This is a genomic window from Streptomyces sp. NBC_00086, assembly GCF_026343255.1.
Taxonomy (GTDB): Bacteria; Actinomycetota; Actinomycetes; order Streptomycetales; family Streptomycetaceae; genus Streptomyces.
This window is the reverse complement of the sequence record NZ_JAPELZ010000001.1, coordinates 1,534,705-1,555,096: the sequence shown is the minus strand read 5'-3', so window position 1 is coordinate 1,555,096 and position 20,392 is coordinate 1,534,705. Positions and strand designations below refer to the sequence as shown.

The window sequence follows — 20,392 nt, the reverse complement described above, 5'->3', positions numbered from 1 at the left end:
CAAGGGGTCGGGTGAACTCTTTCACAAAGTCCGGACGGATCATCAGTCGCCCCCGGCCGCCCCCCACTCGGCCGCCGACCGGCCCCCCGGCCGGTCAGGCGGTGGATCTTCTCAGCTCATCCGCAGTGCGAGGAAGAAGTCGAGCTTGTCCTCCAGCCGGGAAAGATCCCGTGCCGTCAACTGCTCGATTCGCCCGACCCGGTACCTCAGCGTGTTGACGTGGAGGTGCAGCCGCGTCGCGCAGCGGGTCCACGAGCCGTCGCAGTCCAGGAAGGCTTCGAGCGTGGGGATGAGCTCCGCCCGGTGGCGGCGGTCGTAGTCCCGCAGCGGGTCCAGCAGCCGGGCGGTGAAGGCGCGGCGGACGTCGTCCGGGACGAACGGGAGCAGCAGGACGTGCGAGGCGAGCTCGTGGTGCCCGGCGGCGCAGACCCGGCCCGGGCGGGCCGCGGCGACCCGGCGGGCGTGCCGGGCCTCTTCCAGGGCCCCGCGGAGCCCTTCGGCGGAGGACACGGCCGCGCTGACGCCCAGGGTGAGCCGGCCGTCGTCGGCGAGTCCGGCCGCCAGGGGGTCCCGTACGGCCGCGAGCAGCGTTTCCGCGTGCAGGGCGGTGTCGGGGCCCTTCTCCTCGCCGGGCTCCCCGGCGGGCGCGGGCAGCGGTACGAGGGCGATCGCCTCGTCCCCGGCGTGCGCGACGGCGATCCGGTCCGAGGGTTCGGGCCCGGAGACCGACGGGTCGACGAGGATCTCCTCCAGCAGCGACTGGGCGACGGGGCCGCCCGCGATGTCACCGCCGTCCCAGTCCACCCGGGCCACGACGACCTGCCAGTGCGGGGCGGTGCCCAGGCCGGGCAGGAGGACGGGCGCGGCCACCCGCAGGCGGGCGGCGATCTCGGCGGGCGGGGCGCCCGTCTGGACCAGCTCCAGGACCTCCTGGGCGAGGCGGCGGCGCACCGTACGGGCCGCGTCGCGGCGGTCCCGCTCGACGGCGATGAGCTGGGTGACGCCCTGGAGCAGGTCGAGGCGCTCGGCCGGCCAGTCGCCGGCGTCGGCCTCGACGGCCAGCAGCCAGTCGGAGAGCACGCTCTCGCGGACGTCCCGGGCCGCCGGACCTGCGGGGCCGCGCCCGTGTCCCCTGATCGGGAAGAGGGAGTAGGTAATACCCTGGAGGGAGATCCGGTGCGGGCCTCTGCGGCCCGTCCGGACCGCCGCGAGGTGCTCGCTCGCCAGTGCCGCGCAGATGCCCGGCGCCAGCGGCTCGCCCGCCCCGGCGATCTGCCGGCCCGTGGGCGAGAGCACCCAGGCCCGGAGATCGAGGTCCGTGGTGAGCAGATCGAGCACCACATCGGGTCCGCCACCGGCGGGACCGGAGGTCATGAGCCGCCGATGGCGGTCCACGACCGCCGCGAGGTCCCCGGCACGCTCTCCCGACACCTGCCGCACCACGTACTCGGTGATGGTGGCGAATGCAACGTCTTCGTTTACAGCGAACAACGGAAGACGGTTGCGCAGACACGCCGTGACCAGGTCGTCGGGAATGTCACCCAGTTCCGCCTCGCCGGCCGCGAGCCCGGCCACTCCGGCGCTCGCGAGGATTCGTACGAACGGCTCGGAGTCGGCCGAATTTCGTCTCCAGGCCAGGCCAGTGAGGACTAGCTCCCCTCCGGATAGGTATCGGCTGGGATCCCTCAGGTCGGTCGTCATGACCCCGCGGACCGTCCGGTCGAGTTCTTCCTCGCCGCCCAGCAGCCGCAGCCCCAGCGCCTCGGTTTCCAGCAGTGCGCGCAGCCGCATGATGTCGCCGCCGATCTGTCTCGAATGTTGCCGTTGGAAATCGGGCAGGTCGTCGCATCCTGCCTTTCATACGAATCTACAAGACGAGGGAGGTCCCCAGCCAACTCCTTCATGGTTTCGGTGACTGCACCCGAGGGACGGATGGCCGCTGTACTGAGTCCACACCGCGTTAACAGCACGTGAACGACCAGTCGAGGGCCCAAGGGCCTCCTGGCTTGAAGTGAACGACCCGATTAAGAAGAAGAGAGCCGCACATGGACTTCCTTCGCCCCGCCAGCTGGGAGGAGGCGCTCGCCGCTAAGGCCGAGTTCCCCACAGCTGTGCCGATTGCGGGTGGCACCGATGTGATGGTCGAGATCAACTTCGACCACCGTCGGCCGGAGTACCTCCTGGACCTGAACCGCATCGGTCTCCTGCGGGAGTGGGAGGTCGGGGAGGACGTGGTCCGGCTCGGCGCTTCCGTCCCGTACACGCAGATCATGGAGAACCTCCGCACGGAGCTTCCGGGACTCGCGCTCGCCTCGCACACGGTCGCGTCCCCGCAGATCCGTAACCGCGGCGGTGTCGGCGGCAACCTCGGTTGCGCCTCGCCGGCCGGCGACTCCCACCCCGCGCTGCTCGCGGCGGGAGCCGAGGTCGAGGTGGAGTCCGTACGCGGATCCCGCCTGATCCCGATCGACGAGTTCTACACCGGCGTCAAGCGCAACGCGCTGGCCGCCGACGAGCTCATCAAGACCGTCCACGTCAAGAAGGCGGACGGCCCCCAGCAGTACTCCAAGGTCGGCTCCCGCAACGCGATGGTCATCGCCGTCTGCGCGTTCGGCCTGGCGCTGCACCCCGAGACCCGCACGGTCCGCACCGGCATCGGTTCGGCCGCGCCGACCCCGATCCGGGCGAAGGCCGCCGAGGAGTTCCTCAACGCCGCGCTCGAAGAGGGCGGCTTCTGGGAGTCCGGCAAGGTCATCACCCCGTCGATCGCCAAGCAGTTCGGTGACCTCGCCTCCGGCGCGGCCAACCCGATCGACGACGTCCGCGGCACGGCGAAGTACCGCCGCCACGCGGTCGGCATCATGGCTCGCCGCCAGCTCGTCTGGACGTGGGAGCAGTACCGCGGTTCGAACAACGGCCGCTCGCTTGAAGGGGCTGCGTAATCATGCGCGTCAATTTCACTGTCAACGGCCGTCAGCAGGAAGCCGACGACGTCTGGGAGGGCGAGTCCCTTCTCTACGTCCTGCGCGAGCGCCTGGGCCTGCCCGGTTCGAAGAACGCCTGTGAGCAGGGCGAGTGCGGTTCCTGCACCGTCCGTCTCGACGGCGTGCCGGTCTGTTCCTGTCTGGTCGCGGCCGGTCAGGTCGAGGGCCGCGACGTCGTGACCGTCGAGGGCCTGGCGGAGTTCGCCAAGCAGCGCGACGAGCACGGCCACGGCGGTGCCTGCGGCACCGGCGGCGGCTGCGGCAGCAAGGGCGGCGTCACCCTGGACGCGGCCAAGCAGTGGCAGGCCAAGCCGGGCGACTCCCAGACCGGTGAGGGCGTCGAGCTCTCCACCATCCAGCAGGCGTTCATCGACGCCGGCGCCGTGCAGTGCGGTTTCTGCACCCCGGGCCTCCTGGTCCAGGCAGACGCGCTGCTGGAGGAGAACCCCTCCCCGTCCGACCAGGACATCCGCGAGTCCCTGTCCGGCAACCTCTGCCGCTGCACGGGCTACGAGAAGATCCTCGACGCGGTCCGCCTCGCGGCCGCCCGTCAGTCTGAGGCGGTCTGACCATGGCCCAGAACACGCGCACGGTCCCGGCGGGTACGCCGACCAACGTCACGCAGAAGCACAACAAGGGCGGCATCGGCGAGTCCACGCTGCGCCCGGACGGCACCCTCAAGGTGACCGGTGAGTTCGCGTACTCCTCGGACATGTGGCACGAGGACATGCTGTGGGGCCAGACCCTGCGCTCCACCGTGGCTCACGCCGAGATCGTCTCGATCGACATCTCCGAGGCCCTGGCGATGCCGGGTGTCTACTCGGTCCTGACGTACGACGACCTGCCGGCCGAGATGAAGAACTACGGCCTGGAGATCCAGGACACCCCGGTTCTCGCCAACGGCCGGGTACGTCACCACGGTGAGCCGGTCGCCCTCGTGGCCGCCGACCACCCGGAGACCGCCCGCCGCGCGGCCGCCAAGATCAAGATCGACTACCGTGAGCTGCCGCTCGTCACGGACGAGGCCTCCGCCCTCGCCGAGGGCGCGCCGCTGATCCACGAGGGCCGCGACGACCACCACATCGGTCACGTCCCGCACCCGAACATCGTGCACCGCCAGCCGATCATCCGCGGCAACGTGGAAGAGGCCCGCAAGCGCGCCGACGTCATCGTCGAGGGCGAGTACACCTTCGGCATGCAGGACCAGGCCTTCCTCGGCCCGGAGTCCGGCCTGGCCGTGCCGTCCGAGGACGGCGGTGTCGAGCTGTACGTCGCCACCCAGTGGCTGCACTCGGACCTCCAGCAGATCGCCCCGGTCCTGGGCCTGCCGCCGGAGAAGGTCCGCATGACGCTCTCGGGCGTCGGCGGCGCGTTCGGTGGCCGCGAAGACATCTCGATGCAGATCCACGCCTGCCTCCTGGCCCTGGCCACGAACAAGCCGGTCAAGATCGTCTACAACCGCTTCGAGTCCTTCTTCGGCCACGTGCACCGTCACCCGGCGAAGCTGTACTACGAGCACGGCGCCACCAAGGACGGCAAGCTCACGCACATGAAGTGCAAGATCGTCCTGGACGGCGGCGCGTACGCGTCCGCTTCCCCGGCGGTCGTGGGCAACGCCTCCTCCCTCTCGGTCGGTCCGTACGTCCTGGAGGACGTGGACATCGAGGCGATCGCGCTCTACACGAACAACCCGCCCTGTGGCGCGATGCGCGGCTTCGGCGCCGTCCAGGCCTGCTTCGCCTACGAGGCCCAGATGGACAAGCTCGCGGCGAAGCTGGGCATGGACCCGGTCGAGTTCCGCCAGCTCAACGCCATGGAGCAGGGCACGATCATGCCCACCGGCCAGGTCGTGGACGCTCCGGCGCCCGTCGCCGAGCTGCTGCGCCGGGTCAAGGCCCGTCCGCTGCCGCCGGAGCGCCAGTGGGAGTCCGCCGGCGAGAGCGCGGACGTCCGCGCGCTGCCCGGTGGTCTGTCGAACACCACCCACGGTGAAGGCGTCGTCCGCGGCGTCGGCTACGCGGTCGGCATCAAGAACGTCGGCTTCTCCGAGGGCTTCGACGACTACTCCACCGCCCGCGTGACCCTCGAGGCCATCAACGGCGAAGCGGTCGCGATGGTCCACACGGCCATGGCGGAGGTCGGCCAGGGCGGCATCACCGTCCACGCGCAGATCGCCCGTACCGAGCTGGGTGTCACGCAGGTGACCATCCACCCGGCCGACACGCAGGTCGGCTCCGCCGGTTCCACGTCCGCCTCGCGGCAGACGTACATGACCGGTGGCGCCGTGAAGAACACCTGTGAGGCCGTCCGCGAGGCGGTCCTGGAGATCGGCCGGCGCAAGAACGGCTCGTACCACCCCGCGTGGGCGACCGCCGAGCTGCTCCTCGAAGGCGGAAAGGTCGTCACGGACGGCGGAGAGGTCCTCGCGGACCTGGCCGACATCCTGGAGGGCGAGGACGCGATCGACATCGAGCTCGAGTTCCGCCACGCCGCGACCGAGCCCTTCGACCTGGTCACCGGCCAGGGCAACGGCCACGTCCAGTACACCTTCGCCGCGCACCGCGCGGTCGTCGAGGTGGACACCGAGCTCGGCCTCGTCAAGGTCGTCGAGCTGGCGACCGCCCAGGACGTCGGCAAGGCGCTGAACATGCTCTCCGTGGTCGGCCAGATCCAGGGTGGTACCACCCAGGGCCTGGGCGTCGCGATCATGGAAGAGATCATCGTGGACCCGAAGACCGCGAAGGTGCGCAACCCCTCCTTCACGGACTACCTGATCCCGACCATCCTCGACACCCCGACCATCCCGGTCGACGTCCTGGAGCTCGCCGACCCGAAGGCCCCGTACGGCCTGCGCGGTATGGGCGAGGCCCCGACCCTCTCGTCCACCCCGGCCGTCATCGCGGCGATCCGGGCGGCGACCGGTCTGGAGATCAACAAGACGCCGATCCGTCCGGAACTGCTCACCGGCACTCTCTAGGACGGCTGGTCCGGGGGCCGCGAGGCCCCCGGACCCCCCAGATTTCCGGGCGGTGTGACACGGGAACGTCACACTTCCAGCCGCACCGCCCGGAGCACGAAGTCCGGAGTCATCAGCACCGCACCGCTCGCGGTCAAGTTTTCCCCGGAAGTACCCCCACGTAGTACCCCCCGGTGCACCGCCTACCCCAGGTGACACCAGGAGTACCAGCCGTACCGCAGAACCCTCGCAGTACCCGCAGTACACGCAGTGCACAATTTGCGTCGCCTCGGGCCGTCACCCCGGGTCGTGCAGCCAAACGCGTTTTCCCAAATCCCGTGTCTCCAATCTTTATGCGGGTGCCCCTTTGAACCTTGGGAGTTAGGCACCATGACCCAGTCTTCTGTGGAGCCCAAGACCAGTGCGGAGGAAGCCGGAAACGGCCCTTCGACCCCCGCTGGACAGTCTTGGCTCGACCGTTACTTTCACATCAGCAAGCGCGGATCCAAGGTCGGCAACGAAGTTCGTGGCGGTATCACGACCTTCATGGCCATGGCCTACATCCTCCTGCTGAACCCCCTGCTCCTCTCGGGCGCGGACGTCGACGGCAACAAGATGGCCGCCTCGGCGATCATCACCGCCACCGCCTTCGCCGCAGCCGTCACGACGCTCCTCATGGGCTTCGTCGGCAAGGTCCCGCTCGCGCTCGCGGCCGGCCTCTCCGTGTCCGGCGTGCTGGCATCGCAGGTGGCCCCCCAGATGACCTGGCCGCAGGCCATGGGCATGTGCGTGGTCTACGGCGTCGTGATCTGTCTCCTGGTCGTCACCGGCCTCCGAGAGATGATCATGAACGCGATACCCCTCGCGCTCAAGCACGCCATCACCATGGGCATCGGCCTCTTCGTCGCCCTGATCGGCTTCGTGAAGGCGGGCTTCGTCGGCAACGGCGGGGAGTTCATGCCCCCCGTCCAGCTCGGCGCGACCGGTGAGCTCTCCGGCTGGCCCGTCCTGCTCTTCGCCGTCACCCTGATCGCCATCTTCATGCTCCAGGCCCGCAAGGTGCCCGGCGCGATCCTGATCGGCATCGTCGGTGGCACCGTCCTCGCCGCGATCCTCAACGCCATCGTGGACATCGACCCGAAGGCCTGGAAGAACGGCCCGCCGGAGCTCAACGGCTCCGCGGTCTCGGCGCCGGACTTCTCGCTCTTCGGTGACGTCTCCTTCGGCGGCTGGGGCGACGTCGGCTACATGACGGTCGGCATGATCGTCTTCACCCTGGTTCTTGCCGGCTTCTTCGACGCGATGGCCACCATCATCGGCGTCGGCACCGAGGCCAAGCTGGCCGACGAGCAGGGCCGCATGCCGGGCCTGTCCAAGGCGCTGTTCATCGACGGTGCCGGTGGCGCCATCGGTGGCATCTCCGGTGGCTCCGGCCAGACCGTGTTCGTCGAGTCCGCGACCGGCGTCGGTGAGGGTGCCCGCACAGGCCTCGCCTCCGTCGTCACCGGCCTCTTCTTCGCCGCCTGCCTCTTCTTCACCCCGATCACGCAGATCGTCCCGGGTGAGGTCGCCTCCGCGGCCCTGGTCGTCATCGGCGCGATGATGATGCAGAACGCCCGCCACGTGGACTGGGCCGACAGCTCGACCTCGATCCCGGTCTTCCTGACCGTCGTGGTCATGCCCTTCACGTACTCGATCACCGCCGGTGTCGCCGCGGGTGTCATCTCCTACGTCGCCATCAAGGTCGCGCAGGGCAAGGCCCGTGAGATCGGTGGCTTCATGTGGGCGCTGACCGGAATCTTCCTGGTCTTCTTCGCGCTCCACCCGATCGAGAGCTGGCTCGGCGTCGGCTGAGCCGACCTGACCAGGTCCGATCGACCTGATCCGTAGCGCACGACCGCACCCTCCACGTATCCGATACTGGAAACTGAACCCCTCCGAGGAGGCCCCCATGCTGGATATCGCCGAAGAATTGAACCGGTGGGTCGAGCAGGGACGTGACTTCGCCGTCGCCACGGTCGTGGCGGTCGGCGGGAGCGCGCCCAGGCAGCCCGGAGCGGCCCTCGCCGTCGACACCGACGGCACGGCCATCGGTTCGGTCTCCGGCGGATGCGTGGAGGGTGCGGTGTACGAGCTGTGCCAGCAGGCGCTCGAAGACGGCGAGACCGTCCAGGAGCGCTTCGGGTACAGCGATGACGATGCCTTCGCCGTCGGTCTGACCTGCGGCGGAATCATCGACATCCTGGTCACCCCGGTCCCCGTGGGCTCTCCCGCACGGGAGGTGTTCGCGGCCTCGCTGGCCGCCGCCGCCCGCGGGGAGGCGGCGGCGGTCGCCCGGATCGCCGAAGGCCCGGCCGAGCTCATGGGCCGCGCCGTACTCGTCCGGGGCGAAGGCTCCTACGAGGGCGGGTTCGGCGGTCACCCCGAGCTGGACCGCGCCATCGCCGAAGAGGCCCGGGCCATGCTCGACGCCGGCAAGACCGGCGTGCTGGAGATCGGCGCCGACGGCCGCCTCTGCGGAGAGCCGCTCAAGGTGCTGGTCGAGTCCAGTGTCCCGCCGCCCCGGATGATCGTCTTCGGGGCCATCGACTTCGCCTCCGCCCTGGTGCGGATCGGCAAGTTCCTCGGCTACCGGGTGACGCTGTGCGACGCCCGGCCCGTGTTCGCCACGAAGAAGCGTTTCCCCGAAGCGGACGAGATCGTGGTCGACTGGCCGCACCGCTACCTGGAGGAGCAGTCCTCCGCCGGTACGGTCGACGGCCGGACGGTCCTGTGCGTCCTCACGCACGACGCCAAGTTCGATGTCCCGCTCCTCGAACTGGCCCTCAAACTTCCCGTCGCCTACGTCGGCGCCATGGGCTCCCGCCGCACCCACGAGGACCGCAACAAGCGGCTGCGCGAGGTCGGTGTGACCGAGCTGGAACTGGCCCGGCTGCGCTCCCCGATCGGCCTGGACCTCGGGGCCCGCTCCCCGGAGGAGACCGCGCTGTCCATCGCCGCCGAGATCGTCGCCAACCGGCGCGGCGGCAGCGGCGCGGCCCTGACCGGCGCGCACATCCCGATCCACCCGGACGTCGCGAACACGGTGATCAGCAGGATCGGTTCCGTCGCTTGAAGAGGTGACGGGCTGTAGCACGGTGTGGAAAGGGCGCAACCCCGTTGGGGGTTGCGCCCTTTCGTTGTTGCGCCTATCTTACCGGCCGGTAACAGCGTCTTCCCGTAACGGAGTTGACCGGATGTTCGCCAGTCGATCGAGTAACCACCGCGCCCTGCCGGCTCTGCCGGTCCTGGCGGCCGTGGCCGCGCTGGCTCTGGCCGCCCTCGCCGTGGGTCCGGCGCCCGCGGCGGGCGCCGGGTTGCCGGCGGGTTCGGGGGCGGGGGCGCCGGCGGGCGCCGGGTCCGCCGGCCCGGGCCCGCGCGAGGTCTTGTTCGTGGGCAACAACTGGGAGGGCACCGCCGACGTCCTCGCCTCCACCGGGAACCTGGCCAAGGTGGGCCGGATCAACATGGTTCCGGACAAGGAGGAGCGGCTCCGCGAGATCTACCTCAACCCGGTGAAGCTCGGCTTCTTCCTGGGCGTCCGGGCCACCGCGGGCGAGGGCCACGACCAGTTCGTGGACGATATGTACACCACCCCCGACGGCTCCGCCGTCGTCGCCTCCCGTCCCAGTTTCGCCGACGTCGTCTCCATCGACGTCCGCACCGGCCGGGTCAACTGGCGCTTCCCCGTCGCCGGTTACCGGGCCGACCACATGGCGGTCTCCCCGGACGGCACCCGCGTGGCGGTCTCGGCCTCCACCGCCAACACCGTGCACGTCCTCGACATGGCGAGCGGCCGCCAGGTCGGCTCCTTCGCCACGGGCGACAAGCCGCACGAGAACGCCTTCACCCGGGACGGCCGCCACCTGTGGAACAGCTCCATCGGTGACGTCACCTCCGCCCTCGACGCGCCCTGGCTGGACTGGACGAAGGGCGACCGCAAGATCACGGTCGCCGACGCGCAGACCCTGCGCCCGGTCCGGGTGATCGACATGCGGGCCCGCCTCGACGCCTTCGGCCGCTCCGACCTGTCCGACGCGGTGCGGCCCATGTCCTTCGCCCCGGACGAGTCGAAGCTCTACTTCCAGGTCTCGTTCTTCAACGGCTTCGTCGAGTACGACGTGGCCGCCGACCGGATCACCCGGATCAAGACCCTCCCCGAGAACCCCGCCACCAGCGCCGACCGCACGACCTGGGTCAACGACTCCCGGCACCACGGCATGTCGATGAGCCCGGACGGGGCCAAGCTGTGCGTCGCCGGGACCATGGACGACTACGTGACCGTCGTGGACCGGGCCACCCTGGAACAAGGACCGCTCGTGCCCGCCGCCAAGCCCTACTGGGCCACCGTCGACGGCGACGGCTCCGGCTGCGTGATCTCCGAGAGCGGCGCCGACCAGGTCACGGCCATCGACTTCGCGACCGGCACGAAGCGGGTGTCCGTACCCGTCGGTGACCACCCGCAGCGGGTCCGCCTCGGACACGTCCCGGCGGACTGGACGGGGCCCGCGGCGCGCTGATCCGGCACCGGGCGGGGGCCGGTCTGCCGGGAGCCCGCCCGGTCGAGGGGGCGGAACCCGCCTGGCGCGGGCCGGAAAGTGCCCTTTATGAAGTGACTGGTCCGCCATGACCGATTAGTCTCCGGATCATGGTGGAGATCCGCGAGGTGCCCGAGGCCGACATCGACCGTGCTCTGGAGCTCGCGTACCTGGTCTTCCACGACCGCCCCGAGAAGGAGGCGCGCGAGCGCCACCACGAGCTGCTCGGTCACTGCACGCGGATCGGGGCCTACGACGGAGACGCGATCGTCGGCTTCATGGCCGCGCACGCGTTCCGGCTCTCGGTGCCCGGGGCGGACCTGCCCTGCCCCGGACTCACCTTCGTCTCCGTCGCCCCCACCCACCGCCGGCGCGGCGTACTGACCGCACTGATGGCCGAGATGCTGCGGCGGACCGGGGCGGCCGGCAGCCCCGTCGCCGCCCTGTGGGCCTCCGAGGCCGCCATCTACGGGCGCTTCGGCTACGGCAGCGCCACCCAGGGCGCCACCATCGAGATCGACTCCACCCGGCCGCTGGCCCTGCGCATCGAGGCCGACCGGCGGCCGCTGCGGCTGGTCGCCACCGCGGACCCCAAGGACGCCGTCGCCGTCGTGGGCCCGTACCACGAGGCGGCCCGCGCGGTCCGGGCCGGGCGGCCCACCCGCAGCGAGCGCCGCTGGACCGAGGAGTGGCTCATCGAGCAGGACGAGGAGGACGAGGAGCTCAGCCCGCCGCGGATCATCGTCCTGGGGGAGCCGGGCGAGCCGATCGCGGGCTACGTCCTCTACCGCACGAAGCCCGAGGAGAACACCAAGGGCGTGCGGACCCCGGGTCTGGTCCGGGTCGACGAGCTGGAGGCCGACACCCCGCGGGCCGCGGCCGCCCTGTGGGAATGCCTGGCCTCCCTCGACCTCACGGGCCGGATCACCGCCTGGGGCCGGCCGGCCGACGATCCGCTGCTGCACTTCGCCGCCGACCGCGACCAGGTCCGGGTCACCGCCGTGTTCCCGGCGCTCTGGCTGCGGCTGGTCGACGTGGCGGCGGCGCTGACCGGGCGGTCGTGGGCCGCGCCCGTGGAACTCGTACTGGAGCTGACCGACGTACGACTGCCCGCGAACGCGGGGCGGTTCCTCCTGAAGGCCGGGCCCGACGGGGCGGCGTACGAGCCCGCCGCCGGCCGGGACCCGGACCTGACCCTGGACGTACGGGAGCTCGCGGCCTGCTACCTCGGCGGGACCCGGGCCGTCGAACTGGCCGCGGCCGGCCTGCTGGTGGAGCACACCCCCGGCGCGGCCGCGGCCCTGGACGCGGGGCTGCGCACCGCGCTGCTGCCGCACACGGCGGACGAGTTCTGAAGGGTCCGCGGCGGGGGAGGACGGCCCCCGCCGCGACCTGGCTCAGGGGGTGGGCAGGGAGATCCGGGCCGCCGACATGCCGAAGTCGGAGCTCAGGACGGCGGTGGAGATCCCGTCGCCCAGGCGGTGCAGGTCCTCCTCGCGGTAACGGACCGTCTTCTCGTGCCAGTTCAGGATTCCGGCCAGCCAGTCCTTCAACTCGCCCACGTACGCGTCGAGTCCGGCACGTGCTGCGGCGTCCAGCTTCCAGTCCTCGTAGAGCAGCGGCAGCTGGTGGGCGACGATGTGCTCGAACTCCTCGGTGCGCTGGGTCATCAGCGAGTGGCAGATGTGCAGCGCCTCCTCGTAGCCGATGTCGAAGAAGTTGCGGGTCACGAGCACGTAGTTGTGGACCTCGCCCTCGACCTCCACCTCCTTCTGGTACGAGAAGATGTCGTTCATCAGGCACGCGGAGTCGGCGGCCGCGTTCTCCAGGGAGCGGATGGTGCCCGAGGCGTAGATGTCGTCGGGGATGCCCCGGCCCGCCTGGCCGAGCCGGCACAGGTACATCGTGAGGTGCGAGCCGAAGGTGTGCCGCCGCATCTCCGCGTAGTCCACCGGGTCGGGGATGCGGTTCTGGATCTGGTTCTCCATCTCCCACAGCCAGCTGTGCAGCATGTTCACGAGGGTGGCCCGGAACTCGGCCCGGATCTCGGGGGTCATGTCCTTGCTGGTGCGCACCCACAGGTCGCCGAGGGACCGCTCCATCGCGGTCAGCCCGACCGGCTGCTCCGCGTGGTCCACCGGGATCATGGCGACGAGCCGGGCGGTGGTGGCCTTGGCGGCGGAGAGGTTCTTGGACTGGGCGAAGACCACCGGGTAGTAGTCGTCCCCGTACGTTCCCCAGGTCAGCCAGCAGGCGTTGAGGGTCAGGGCCTCGGGTGTTCCGTCGGGGTCGATGCCGGCGGAGCAGAGGGCGAAGTCGTAGCCGCGCAGCTTGTCCTCGTTCCAGATCGCCGAGCCGGGGTCGCCGGGCTGCGGATCGATCAGGCCCATCTCCCTGGCCCAGGCGACGGATTCCTCGCGGGCGCGGGCGTGGTGGGGGCTGAGGCCGAGCGGGAACGGCATGTAGATGTCGGGGACGATCGAGGGGCCGGTGGGCTCGAAGGGGACGTGGGTGAAGGAGCGCCGGCGCAGCTCCAGGGCGCGGGGGGCGAGGATGGAGCGGAGGTCGAGCGCGGTGGTGCCGAGGCCCGAGGGCATGAACGGCAGGGTGAGCGGCGCCGTGGCCCGGGCCTCCTTGTTCATGTAGCGGCTGGAGACCATGTGCCACTCGTGGCCGCCGGACTGCCAGTCCTGGAGCCCCTTGGCGTAGGCGAGGACGGCGGCGATCTCCGCCGGGTTCATGGCGTGGTCGGCGAAGAGCTGGGGGAGTTCGGCGAGGGCGGTCTGCTCGAACTGCTGGAGGCGGGAGGTGAGGAGGTCGTTGGAGGCCTCGGCGGCCTCCTGGGTGGTGCAGCCGAGGAAGGTCTCCAACACCAGGATGGCGTTGGAGAGTTCGCCCTCCTCGGAGACCTCGCGCTGGTAGGAGAAGATGTCGTTCCTGATGTGCACGGCGTCGGAGAAGGCGTCGCGCAGCACGCCGAGGGGCCGGGAGTGCGCGACGCGGGCCGGAACCTCCGCGGCGACGTACTCGATGAGGCCGGCCGACCAGGGCGCGCCGCCGACCTTGCGGCGCATCTCGATGTATTCGAGGGGGTTGGAGACCCGGCCGATGTTGATGTTGGCGAGTTCCCACATCGACTCGTCGAGCAGGTTCTTGGTGGACAGGGAGAACCGTTCCCGCCAGTCCATCGACATGGCGGGGACGGTACGGGCCCACAGGTCGGCGAGGCCGGCCTCGACGGGGTTGGTGGCCTCGGGGAACCCGTCGGACAGGTCCATCGGCATGAAGGCGCCGAGCCGGTCGAGGTAGGCCTTGGCGCCCGCCCGGTCCTGGGAGCGCTTGTACATCTCCAGGAAGTGGTCGTCGAAGAAGAACACCCACACGTACCAGTCGGTGACCAGGGACAGCGCCTCGCTGCCGCAGTCGGGGTGGGTGTACGAGCAGAGCAGGGCGTAGTCGTGCGAGTCGAGGTCGCTCTCCTCCCAGACGCCGGAACCTTCCAGCATCCCGAAGTCGCGGGCCCACTTCTTGGTGTGGACCCTGGCGTCCTCCAGGTGGGGGTTCAGTCGCGCCGGATAAGGCACATAGAAATCCGGCAGTTGAAACGGCTGCGTCACGGCAGGGTGGGCCTTTCATCTGACTGTCTCGTTGATTCCTCACGAGATCAGCAGGGCACTACCCGTGTTGCCGGTGGGATAAGGGGGAGTTCACTTCATCAGGTGACGTGTGTGCCGTTCTGTCACGGGTGGGGCTGGAGACCGGTAGAGAGGCTGCCGTGATGGTGGCCGGGGAGGGGCGAAGGGTGGGTGACCCTCCCCGGCGCACGGGGACTCAGGCCCCGGTGGACTTCCGCTCGTCGAAGGACGGGTAGAACTTGCGCAGCAAGCCGAAGGTCTCGGGGAAGTCGAGCTGGCCCGGGGCGGAGCTGGCGCCGAAGAAGGAGTACGTGATCCGCGACCCGAGGGCCGGGAAGAAGACGCGCGAGACCGCTCCGGCCTCGCCCATGGCGATGACGATCAGCCGGGTGTCCTCGGCTCCGGCGCGCAGCAGCAGCGAGGCCAGCCGTCGCACGTCGCCCTCGGACCGGACCATGGTGGACACCTTGACCACATCGGCGCCGGCGCTCTTCGCGTCGTCGATGACGGTCTGGAGTTCCTCGGTGGCCGGGGTGAATTCGAAATTGTGATAGGAGACGAGCGCCACCGTGTCGTGCCGGTGGGCGGCCTCGATCACCTCGGACAGGATTTCCCCGGAGGAGAGCTCGATGTCCACGGCCTGGACCTGAGGAGCCAGCGCACGGAACAGTTCGAGGCGCTGCGCCTCGGTGCCCTTCCAGTCGCCGCCTTCGCGGGCCGACCGGATGGTGGCCAGTACCGGCAGTGTCTTGAACGCGTCCACCTGCGCCAGAACGTGGGCCGTGTCGGTCGCCGCGTACCGGTCGACGCGCAGTTCGGCCACATCGACGCCGGCGCTCTTCGCGGCGTCTGCGCGCGGCTCGGTCTCGCTGTCGTCGAAGCTGACGGCCACCAGCGGAATCCCGCCGTCGAGAAGCGCCCGCAGTGAATTCATTTCTTGGTCACAGCCTTTTCGATTCCGAAATCCGACGCGAAGTACAGGGTGAACGGGGCGGATTATACGTGGAATCGCGTGGGGCAAGGGGGGCTGCCCGCCCTTCGGTCCGCCCCCCGGTGGCCTTCGGTCTGGCCCTGGTCCGCTTCCGGCCGGGCGAGTGGTCGGGGCACTGGAAGGTCAGGGTGTCGCACCCCGGGATGCTTGTCCGATTGTTCTAGGTTTGTGCCATCAGTTCATACTTTCGAGTTCCGGGAGAGAGACTCATGGCGATCGACCTCGACAAGGTGCTGGACAAGGCGTGGGCCGACAAGCCGCTCGCGGAGGTGCTCGCGGCGCCGGTGGCCGCGCTCAAGGGCGTCACCGACAAGGACGGCGAGCTGCTGCTCGAAGCCTTCGGCGTGAAGACCGTCGCCGATTTCGGCCAGCTGAAGTACGCGCGCTGGGCGCAGGCCCTGGTGGCGCTGAACCAGACCACGAAGTAGGAGGCCGCCGGGGCGCCCCGGCCGTCACCCGGCGGGCCTCAGGTCCCCGTCGGGATGGGCCGTGCGCCAGGCCTTGATGGACAGGTCCCAATCATCGCCCGTCAGGGCGGTGAGGGACGCGGGGAAGAGGCCGTCCTCCTCCTTCGCGATGTGGTGGTGGAGCTCCTCCACCGCCCGGCGCAGCGCCGCCGTGTCCGCCGGGTCCGCCAGATCGGCGCGGGCGAGGAACGCCGCCAGTTCGCGGTGTTCCGCCACCAGCGCCGCGATGTACGGGGCGTACTCCGGGTCCCGCCCCATGACGGCGAACAAGCCGTCCTCCTCGCCCGTCCAGTGGGCGAGGAGAACGGCCGTCATCTCCGCGACGAGGGTCCGCGCCTTCGGGAGGTCCCCCGCGTCCAGGGCGCGCAGGGCGTCGCCCGCGGCGTTCGTCACCGCCTCGTGCTCGGCGATGAACTCCTTGATCAGGGGGATTTCGCGGCAGCCGCAGTAATGGCACATGCGGCTCAGTCTGATCCAGCCGGTGCCCGGTTAGTCGCTTTCGCCTTCGAGGTTGCCCTCCGTGTCCAGGTACACCTGGCGCAGCGCCTCCAGGACCTGCGGGTCCGGCTTCTCCCACATGCCGCGGGACTCCGCCTCCAGCAGTCGCTCCGCGATCCCGTGCAGGGCCCAGGGGTTGGCCTCCTCCAGGAAGGCGCGGTTCTCCGGGTCCAGGACGTACGTCTCGGTCAGCTTGTCGTACATCCAGTCGGCCACCACGCCGGTCGTGGCGTCGTAGCCGAAGAGGTAGTCGACGGTGGCGGCCAGCTCGAAGGCACCCTTGTAACCGTGGCGGCGCATCGCCTCGATCCACTTCGGGTTCACGACGCGGGCGCGGAAGACGCGGGAGGTCTCCTCGACCAGCGTGCGCGTCTTGACCGTCTCGGGCCGGGTCGAGTCGCCGATGTACGCCTCGGGGGCCGTGCCGCGCAGGGCGCGGACGGTGGCCACCATGCCGCCGTGGTACTGGAAGTAGTCGTCGGAGTCGGCGATGTCGTGCTCACGGGTGTCGGTGTTCTTCGCCGCGACCGTGATCCGCTTGTAGGCGGTCTCCATCTCCTCGCGCGCCGCGCGCCCTTCGAGGCCACGGCCGTACGCGTACCCGCCCCACACCGTGTAGACCTCCGCGAGGTCGGCGTCGGTGCGCCAGTCGCGGGAGTCGATCAGCTGCAGGATGCCCGCGCCGTACGTGCCCGGGCGCGAGCCGAAGATCCGGGTGGTGGCCCGCCGCTCGTCCCCGTGCACGGCCAGGTCGGCCTGCGCGTGGGCCCGTACGAAGTTGTCCTCCGCGGGCTCCTCCAGCGAGGCGGCCAGCCGTACCGCGTCGTCCAGCAGGCCGATGACGTGCGGGAACGCGTCGCGGAAGAAGCCCGAGATGCGCAAGGTCACGTCGATGCGCGGCCGGCCGAGCTCGGCGAGCGGGATCGGCTCCAGGCCGGTGACGCGGCGCGAGGCCTCGTCCCAGACCGGGCGGACACCAAGCAGCGCCATGGCCTCGGCCACGTCGTCGCCCGAGGTGCGCATCGCGCTCGTGCCCCACAGGGACAGGCCGACGGAGGCGGGCCATTCGCCGTTGTCCGTGCGGTAGCGGGTCAGTAGGGAATCGGCCAGGGCCTGGCCCGTCTCCCACGCGAGGCGCGAGGGGACGGCCTTCGGGTCCACCGAGTAGAAGTTGCGGCCGGTCGGCAGCACGTTGACCAGACCGCGCAGCGGGGAGCCGGAGGGGCCCGCCGGGACGAAGTTGCCGTCCAGGGCGCTGACCACGTGGGTGATCTCGTCGGTGGTGCCGGCCAGGCGCGGGACGACCTCGCGGGCCGCGAAGTCCAGTACGGCCGCCACGTCCGCCGAGTATCCGGCGGCGACCGAAGCCACCGCCTCCGGGGCCCAGTTCGCGTCCTCCATCGCCTGGACCAGCGCGCGGGCCGTCTCCTCCGCCTCGTCGGCGGTGGTGCGGGTGGCCGCGGACTCGTCGAGGCCGAGCGCTTCGCGCAGACCGGGCAGGGCCGTCGTACCGCCCCAGATCTGGCGGGCGCGCAGGATGGCCAGGACCAGGTTGACCCGGGCGTCGCCGGTCGGGGCGCCGCCCAGGACGTGCAGACCGTCGCGGATCTGGGCGTCCTTGATCTCGCACAGCCAGCCGTCGACGTGCAGCAGGAAGTCGTCGAAGCCGTCGTCGTCGGGGCGCTGCTCCAGACCCAGGTCGTGGTCCAGCTTCGCGGCCTGGATCAGGGTCCAGATCTGCGCGCGGATGGCCGGCAGCTTCGCCGGGTCCATCGCGGAGATCTGGGCGTACTCGTCGAGGTGCTGCTCCAGGCGCGCGATGTCGCCGTACGACTCCGCGCGCGCCATCGGCGGCACCAGGTGGTCGACCAGCGTGGCGTGCACCCGGCGCTTGGCCTGGGTGCCCTCGCCCGGGTCGTTGACCAGGAACGGGTAGATGAGGGGCAGGTCGCCGAGCGCGGCATCGGGGGCGCAGGACGCCGACAGGCCGGCGTTCTTGCCCGGCAGCCACTCCAGGTTGCCGTGCTTGCCCAGGTGGATCATCGCGTCGGCGCCGAAACCGCCGTCCTCGGCGCGGGCCTGGATCCAGCGGTACGCGGCCAGGTAGTGGTGCGAGGGCGGCAGGTCCGGGTCGTGGTAGATCGCGATCGGGTTCTCGCCGAAGCCGCGCGGCGGCTGGATGAGGATGAGGAGGTTGGCGCGGCGCAGTGCGGCCAGCACGATGTCGCCCTCGGGGTTCGCGGAGCGGTCCACGAACATGTTGCCCGGAGCCTCGCCCCAGTGCTCGGTGACGCTGTCGCGCAGATCGGCCGGCAGCTCGGCGAACCAGCGCTTGTAGTCGGCCGCCGGGATGCGGACCGGATTGCGGGCGAGCTGCTCCTCGGTGAGCCAGTCCTGGTCGTGGCCGCCGGCCTCGATCAGGGCGCGGATCAGCTCGTCGCCGTCGCCGGAGACCAGACCCGGGACGTCCTCGACGGGACCGAAGTCGTACCCGCCCGCGATGAGCGTGCGCAGCAGCTCCACGGCGCTGGCCGGGGTGTCGAGGCCGACCGCGTTGCCGATGCGGGAGTGCTTGGTGGGGTACGCGGAGAGGACCAGGGCGATCTTCTTGTCGCGGCGGTCGATGTGGCGCAGGCGCGCGTGGCGCACGGCGATGCCGGCCACGCGGGCGGCCCGCTCGGGGTCCGCGACGTAGGCGGGCAGGCCGTCCTCGTCCAGCTCCTTGAAGGAGAACGGGACGGTGATCAGACGGCCGTCGAACTCCGGTACGGCGACCTGCGTGGCGGCGTCGAGGGGGGACAGGCCCTCGTCGTTCTCCTCCCAGGCGGACCGGGAGCCGGTCAGGCACAGGGCCTGCAGGATCGGCACGCCGAGGGCGGCCAGGGCGCCGGCGTCCCAGGACTCGTCGTCACCGCCGGCCGAGGCGGTGGCGGGCTTGGTGCCGCCTGCGGCCAGGACGGTGGTGACGATCGCGTCGGCGGACGCGAGCTGCTCGATCAGCTCCGGCTCCGGGGAGCGGAGGGAGGAGACGTAGAGGGGGAGCGCCTGGGCGCCGTGGGCCTCGATCGCCTCGGAGAGGGTGTGCACGAAGGCGGTGTTGCCGCTCATCTGGTGCGCGCGGTAGTAGAGCACCGCGATCCGGGGGCCCTCGGTGATCTGGGGGGTGCGCTCCAGCGGGCCCCACGTGGGGGAGGCCGCCGGGGGCTCGAAACCGTGGCCGGTCAGCAACACGGTGTCGGAGAGGAAGCGGGCGAGCTGCTCCAGGTTGGCCGGGCCGCCGTGGGCGAGGTAGCCGTGCGCCTCGGCGGCGATGCCGATCGGGACGGTCGAGGCTTCCATCAGCTGGGCGTCGGGGGCCTGTTCACCGGTCAGCACGACCACCGGGCGGGTCTGGCCGGAGGCCAGGAGCAGGTCGAGGCCGTCCTGCCAGGCGCGCAGGCCGCCGAGGAGGCGTACGACGACCAGGGTGACGCCGTCCAGGAGACCGGGCAGGTCGTCGAGGGGAAGGCGGGAGGGGTTCGCGAAGCGGTACGGGACGGGAGCGTCACCGGCGTTCGCTGCGCGGGCGCTGAGCAGATCGGTGTCGGACGTCGACAGCAGCAGGATCATGCGGCGGCAGGCCTTCCTCGGGGTTTCCGCGCCCCGGGCAGTGAGGACGGCGGGAGTTCCTGACTCATCCGGTGCGGCTCGCTGCCGCGCGGATTCACAGTGGCGGGACCGCGCCGGATTCGCACCGGGCTTCCTCCCATGTCGCCGTCCTCGGCGATGGCGGGCCTGTTGGCCGCCTTGGACTCATCCTAGGGGGCCAGGTCCCCGGCCGGGAGCGGGGGCCCTCCAGGGGCCGTGGGCGCCCCGGGTGCGGCGCCGTCGCCGGGGGGCCGGCCCCCGGCCCCCCGCTCCTCAAACGCCGGAGGGGCTGGAATTGCTCTGCGGGCAGGTGCAATCGGAGGTCGGCCACATCCAGCCTCGCCGGCGTTTGAGGCGCGGGGTCTGAGGCGGAGCCCCAGGGGGTCCGGGCGCAGCCCGGGCCCCTGCTTTCAGCCCGTCCGGCGTTTGAGGACCGGGTCAGGGCCGGCCCGGGGAACGGTGGAAGGGCGGGTGGGGGAGTTCGCCCCGCGCAGCGGCACGCGGGCGTCCCGGCGGGTCCGGGTGGTCCGGAGGGTTCGGGCGGAGCCCGGACGGTTTCCGCGGAGGCGGGCCGTGGGCTGGATTCGGGCAGCCGTCAGGCTGGAACGGGGTGGTGTGGGCCACAGGGGGTGGGCGCAGAATCGTGGGTATGCTCGC

General features: G+C 70.7%; 13 protein-coding genes and 1 riboswitch. Of the genes, 8 read left to right on the top strand and 5 right to left on the bottom strand.

Translation table 11 applies throughout. The features are described from left to right. Nucleotides 1–111 precede the first annotated feature (111 nt). On the bottom strand, nt 112–1,791 hold the full coding sequence (locus OG276_RS06920; protein WP_266903589.1) for a PucR family transcriptional regulator: 1,680 nt from the start codon (nt 1,789–1,791) through the stop codon (nt 112–114). A 254-nt stretch (nt 1,792–2,045) separates the two neighbouring features. On the opposite strand from OG276_RS06920, the gene OG276_RS06915 reads away from it, so the two are divergent. From OG276_RS06915 to OG276_RS06885, 7 genes are all read left to right on the top strand, one after another. Next, nucleotides 2,046–2,942, top strand: a complete 897-nt coding sequence (locus OG276_RS06915; RefSeq protein ID WP_250744166.1) for a xanthine dehydrogenase family protein subunit M — start codon at nt 2,046–2,048, stop codon at nt 2,940–2,942. A 2-nt stretch (nt 2,943–2,944) separates the two neighbouring features. Next, nucleotides 2,945–3,553 (top strand): (2Fe-2S)-binding protein, encoded by a 609-nt coding sequence (locus OG276_RS06910; RefSeq protein ID WP_243338761.1) that lies wholly within the window; start codon nt 2,945–2,947, stop codon nt 3,551–3,553. A 2-nt stretch (nt 3,554–3,555) separates the two neighbouring features. Then, nucleotides 3,556–5,961, top strand: coding sequence for a xanthine dehydrogenase family protein molybdopterin-binding subunit (locus OG276_RS06905; protein WP_266903588.1), 2,406 nt, complete (start codon nt 3,556–3,558; stop codon nt 5,959–5,961). 369 nt (nt 5,962–6,330) lie between these two features. Then, nucleotides 6,331–7,794, top strand: coding sequence for an NCS2 family permease (locus tag OG276_RS06900; protein WP_266903587.1), 1,464 nt, complete (start codon nt 6,331–6,333; stop codon nt 7,792–7,794). 97 nt (nt 7,795–7,891) lie between these two features. Then, nucleotides 7,892–9,055, top strand: coding sequence for an XdhC family protein (locus OG276_RS06895; protein ID WP_266903586.1), 1,164 nt, complete (start codon nt 7,892–7,894; stop codon nt 9,053–9,055). Nucleotides 9,056–9,176: 121 nt separating this feature from the next. Then, nucleotides 9,177–10,499: a YncE family protein gene (locus OG276_RS06890; RefSeq protein WP_266903585.1), complete on the top strand. Its 1,323-nt coding sequence runs from the start codon at nt 9,177–9,179 to the stop codon at nt 10,497–10,499. 128 nt (nt 10,500–10,627) lie between these two features. Then, nucleotides 10,628–11,872, top strand: a complete 1,245-nt coding sequence (locus OG276_RS06885) for a GNAT family N-acetyltransferase (protein ID WP_266903584.1) — start codon at nt 10,628–10,630, stop codon at nt 11,870–11,872. A 42-nt stretch (nt 11,873–11,914) separates the two neighbouring features. Here OG276_RS06885 and OG276_RS06880 read toward each other — a convergent pair whose 3' ends face one another. Together OG276_RS06880 and aroD are read right to left on the bottom strand one after the other, a co-directional pair. Continuing rightward, nucleotides 11,915–14,134 carry a germacradienol/geosmin synthase gene (locus tag OG276_RS06880; RefSeq protein ID WP_266903583.1) on the bottom strand — a complete coding sequence of 740 codons (2,220 nt, stop codon included), beginning with the start codon at nt 14,132–14,134 and terminating at the stop codon, nt 11,915–11,917. 214 nt (nt 14,135–14,348) lie between these two features. Next, nucleotides 14,349–15,086 (bottom strand): type I 3-dehydroquinate dehydratase, encoded by a 738-nt coding sequence (gene aroD / locus OG276_RS06875; RefSeq protein ID WP_266903582.1) that lies wholly within the window; start codon nt 15,084–15,086, stop codon nt 14,349–14,351. Nucleotides 15,087–15,352: 266 nt separating this feature from the next. Between aroD and OG276_RS06870 the strand changes: the two genes are divergently transcribed. Next, nucleotides 15,353–15,571, top strand: a complete 219-nt coding sequence (locus OG276_RS06870) for a hypothetical protein (protein WP_243338778.1) — start codon at nt 15,353–15,355, stop codon at nt 15,569–15,571. A 24-nt stretch (nt 15,572–15,595) separates the two neighbouring features. Here the strand turns inward: OG276_RS06870 and OG276_RS06865 are convergent, their stop codons facing one another. Then, nucleotides 15,596–16,069 (bottom strand): hemerythrin domain-containing protein, encoded by a 474-nt coding sequence (locus OG276_RS06865; protein ID WP_266903581.1) that lies wholly within the window; start codon nt 16,067–16,069, stop codon nt 15,596–15,598. A gap of 30 nt (nt 16,070–16,099) precedes the next feature. Continuing rightward, complete coding sequence (gene cobN, locus OG276_RS06860) at nt 16,100–19,717, bottom strand: cobaltochelatase subunit CobN (RefSeq protein ID WP_266903580.1); 3,618 nt, start codon at nt 19,715–19,717, stop codon at nt 16,100–16,102. Nucleotides 19,718–19,770: 53 nt separating this feature from the next. Next, nucleotides 19,771–19,853: riboswitch (cobalamin riboswitch) on the bottom strand. Between the last annotated feature and the right edge of the window lie 539 nt (nt 19,854–20,392).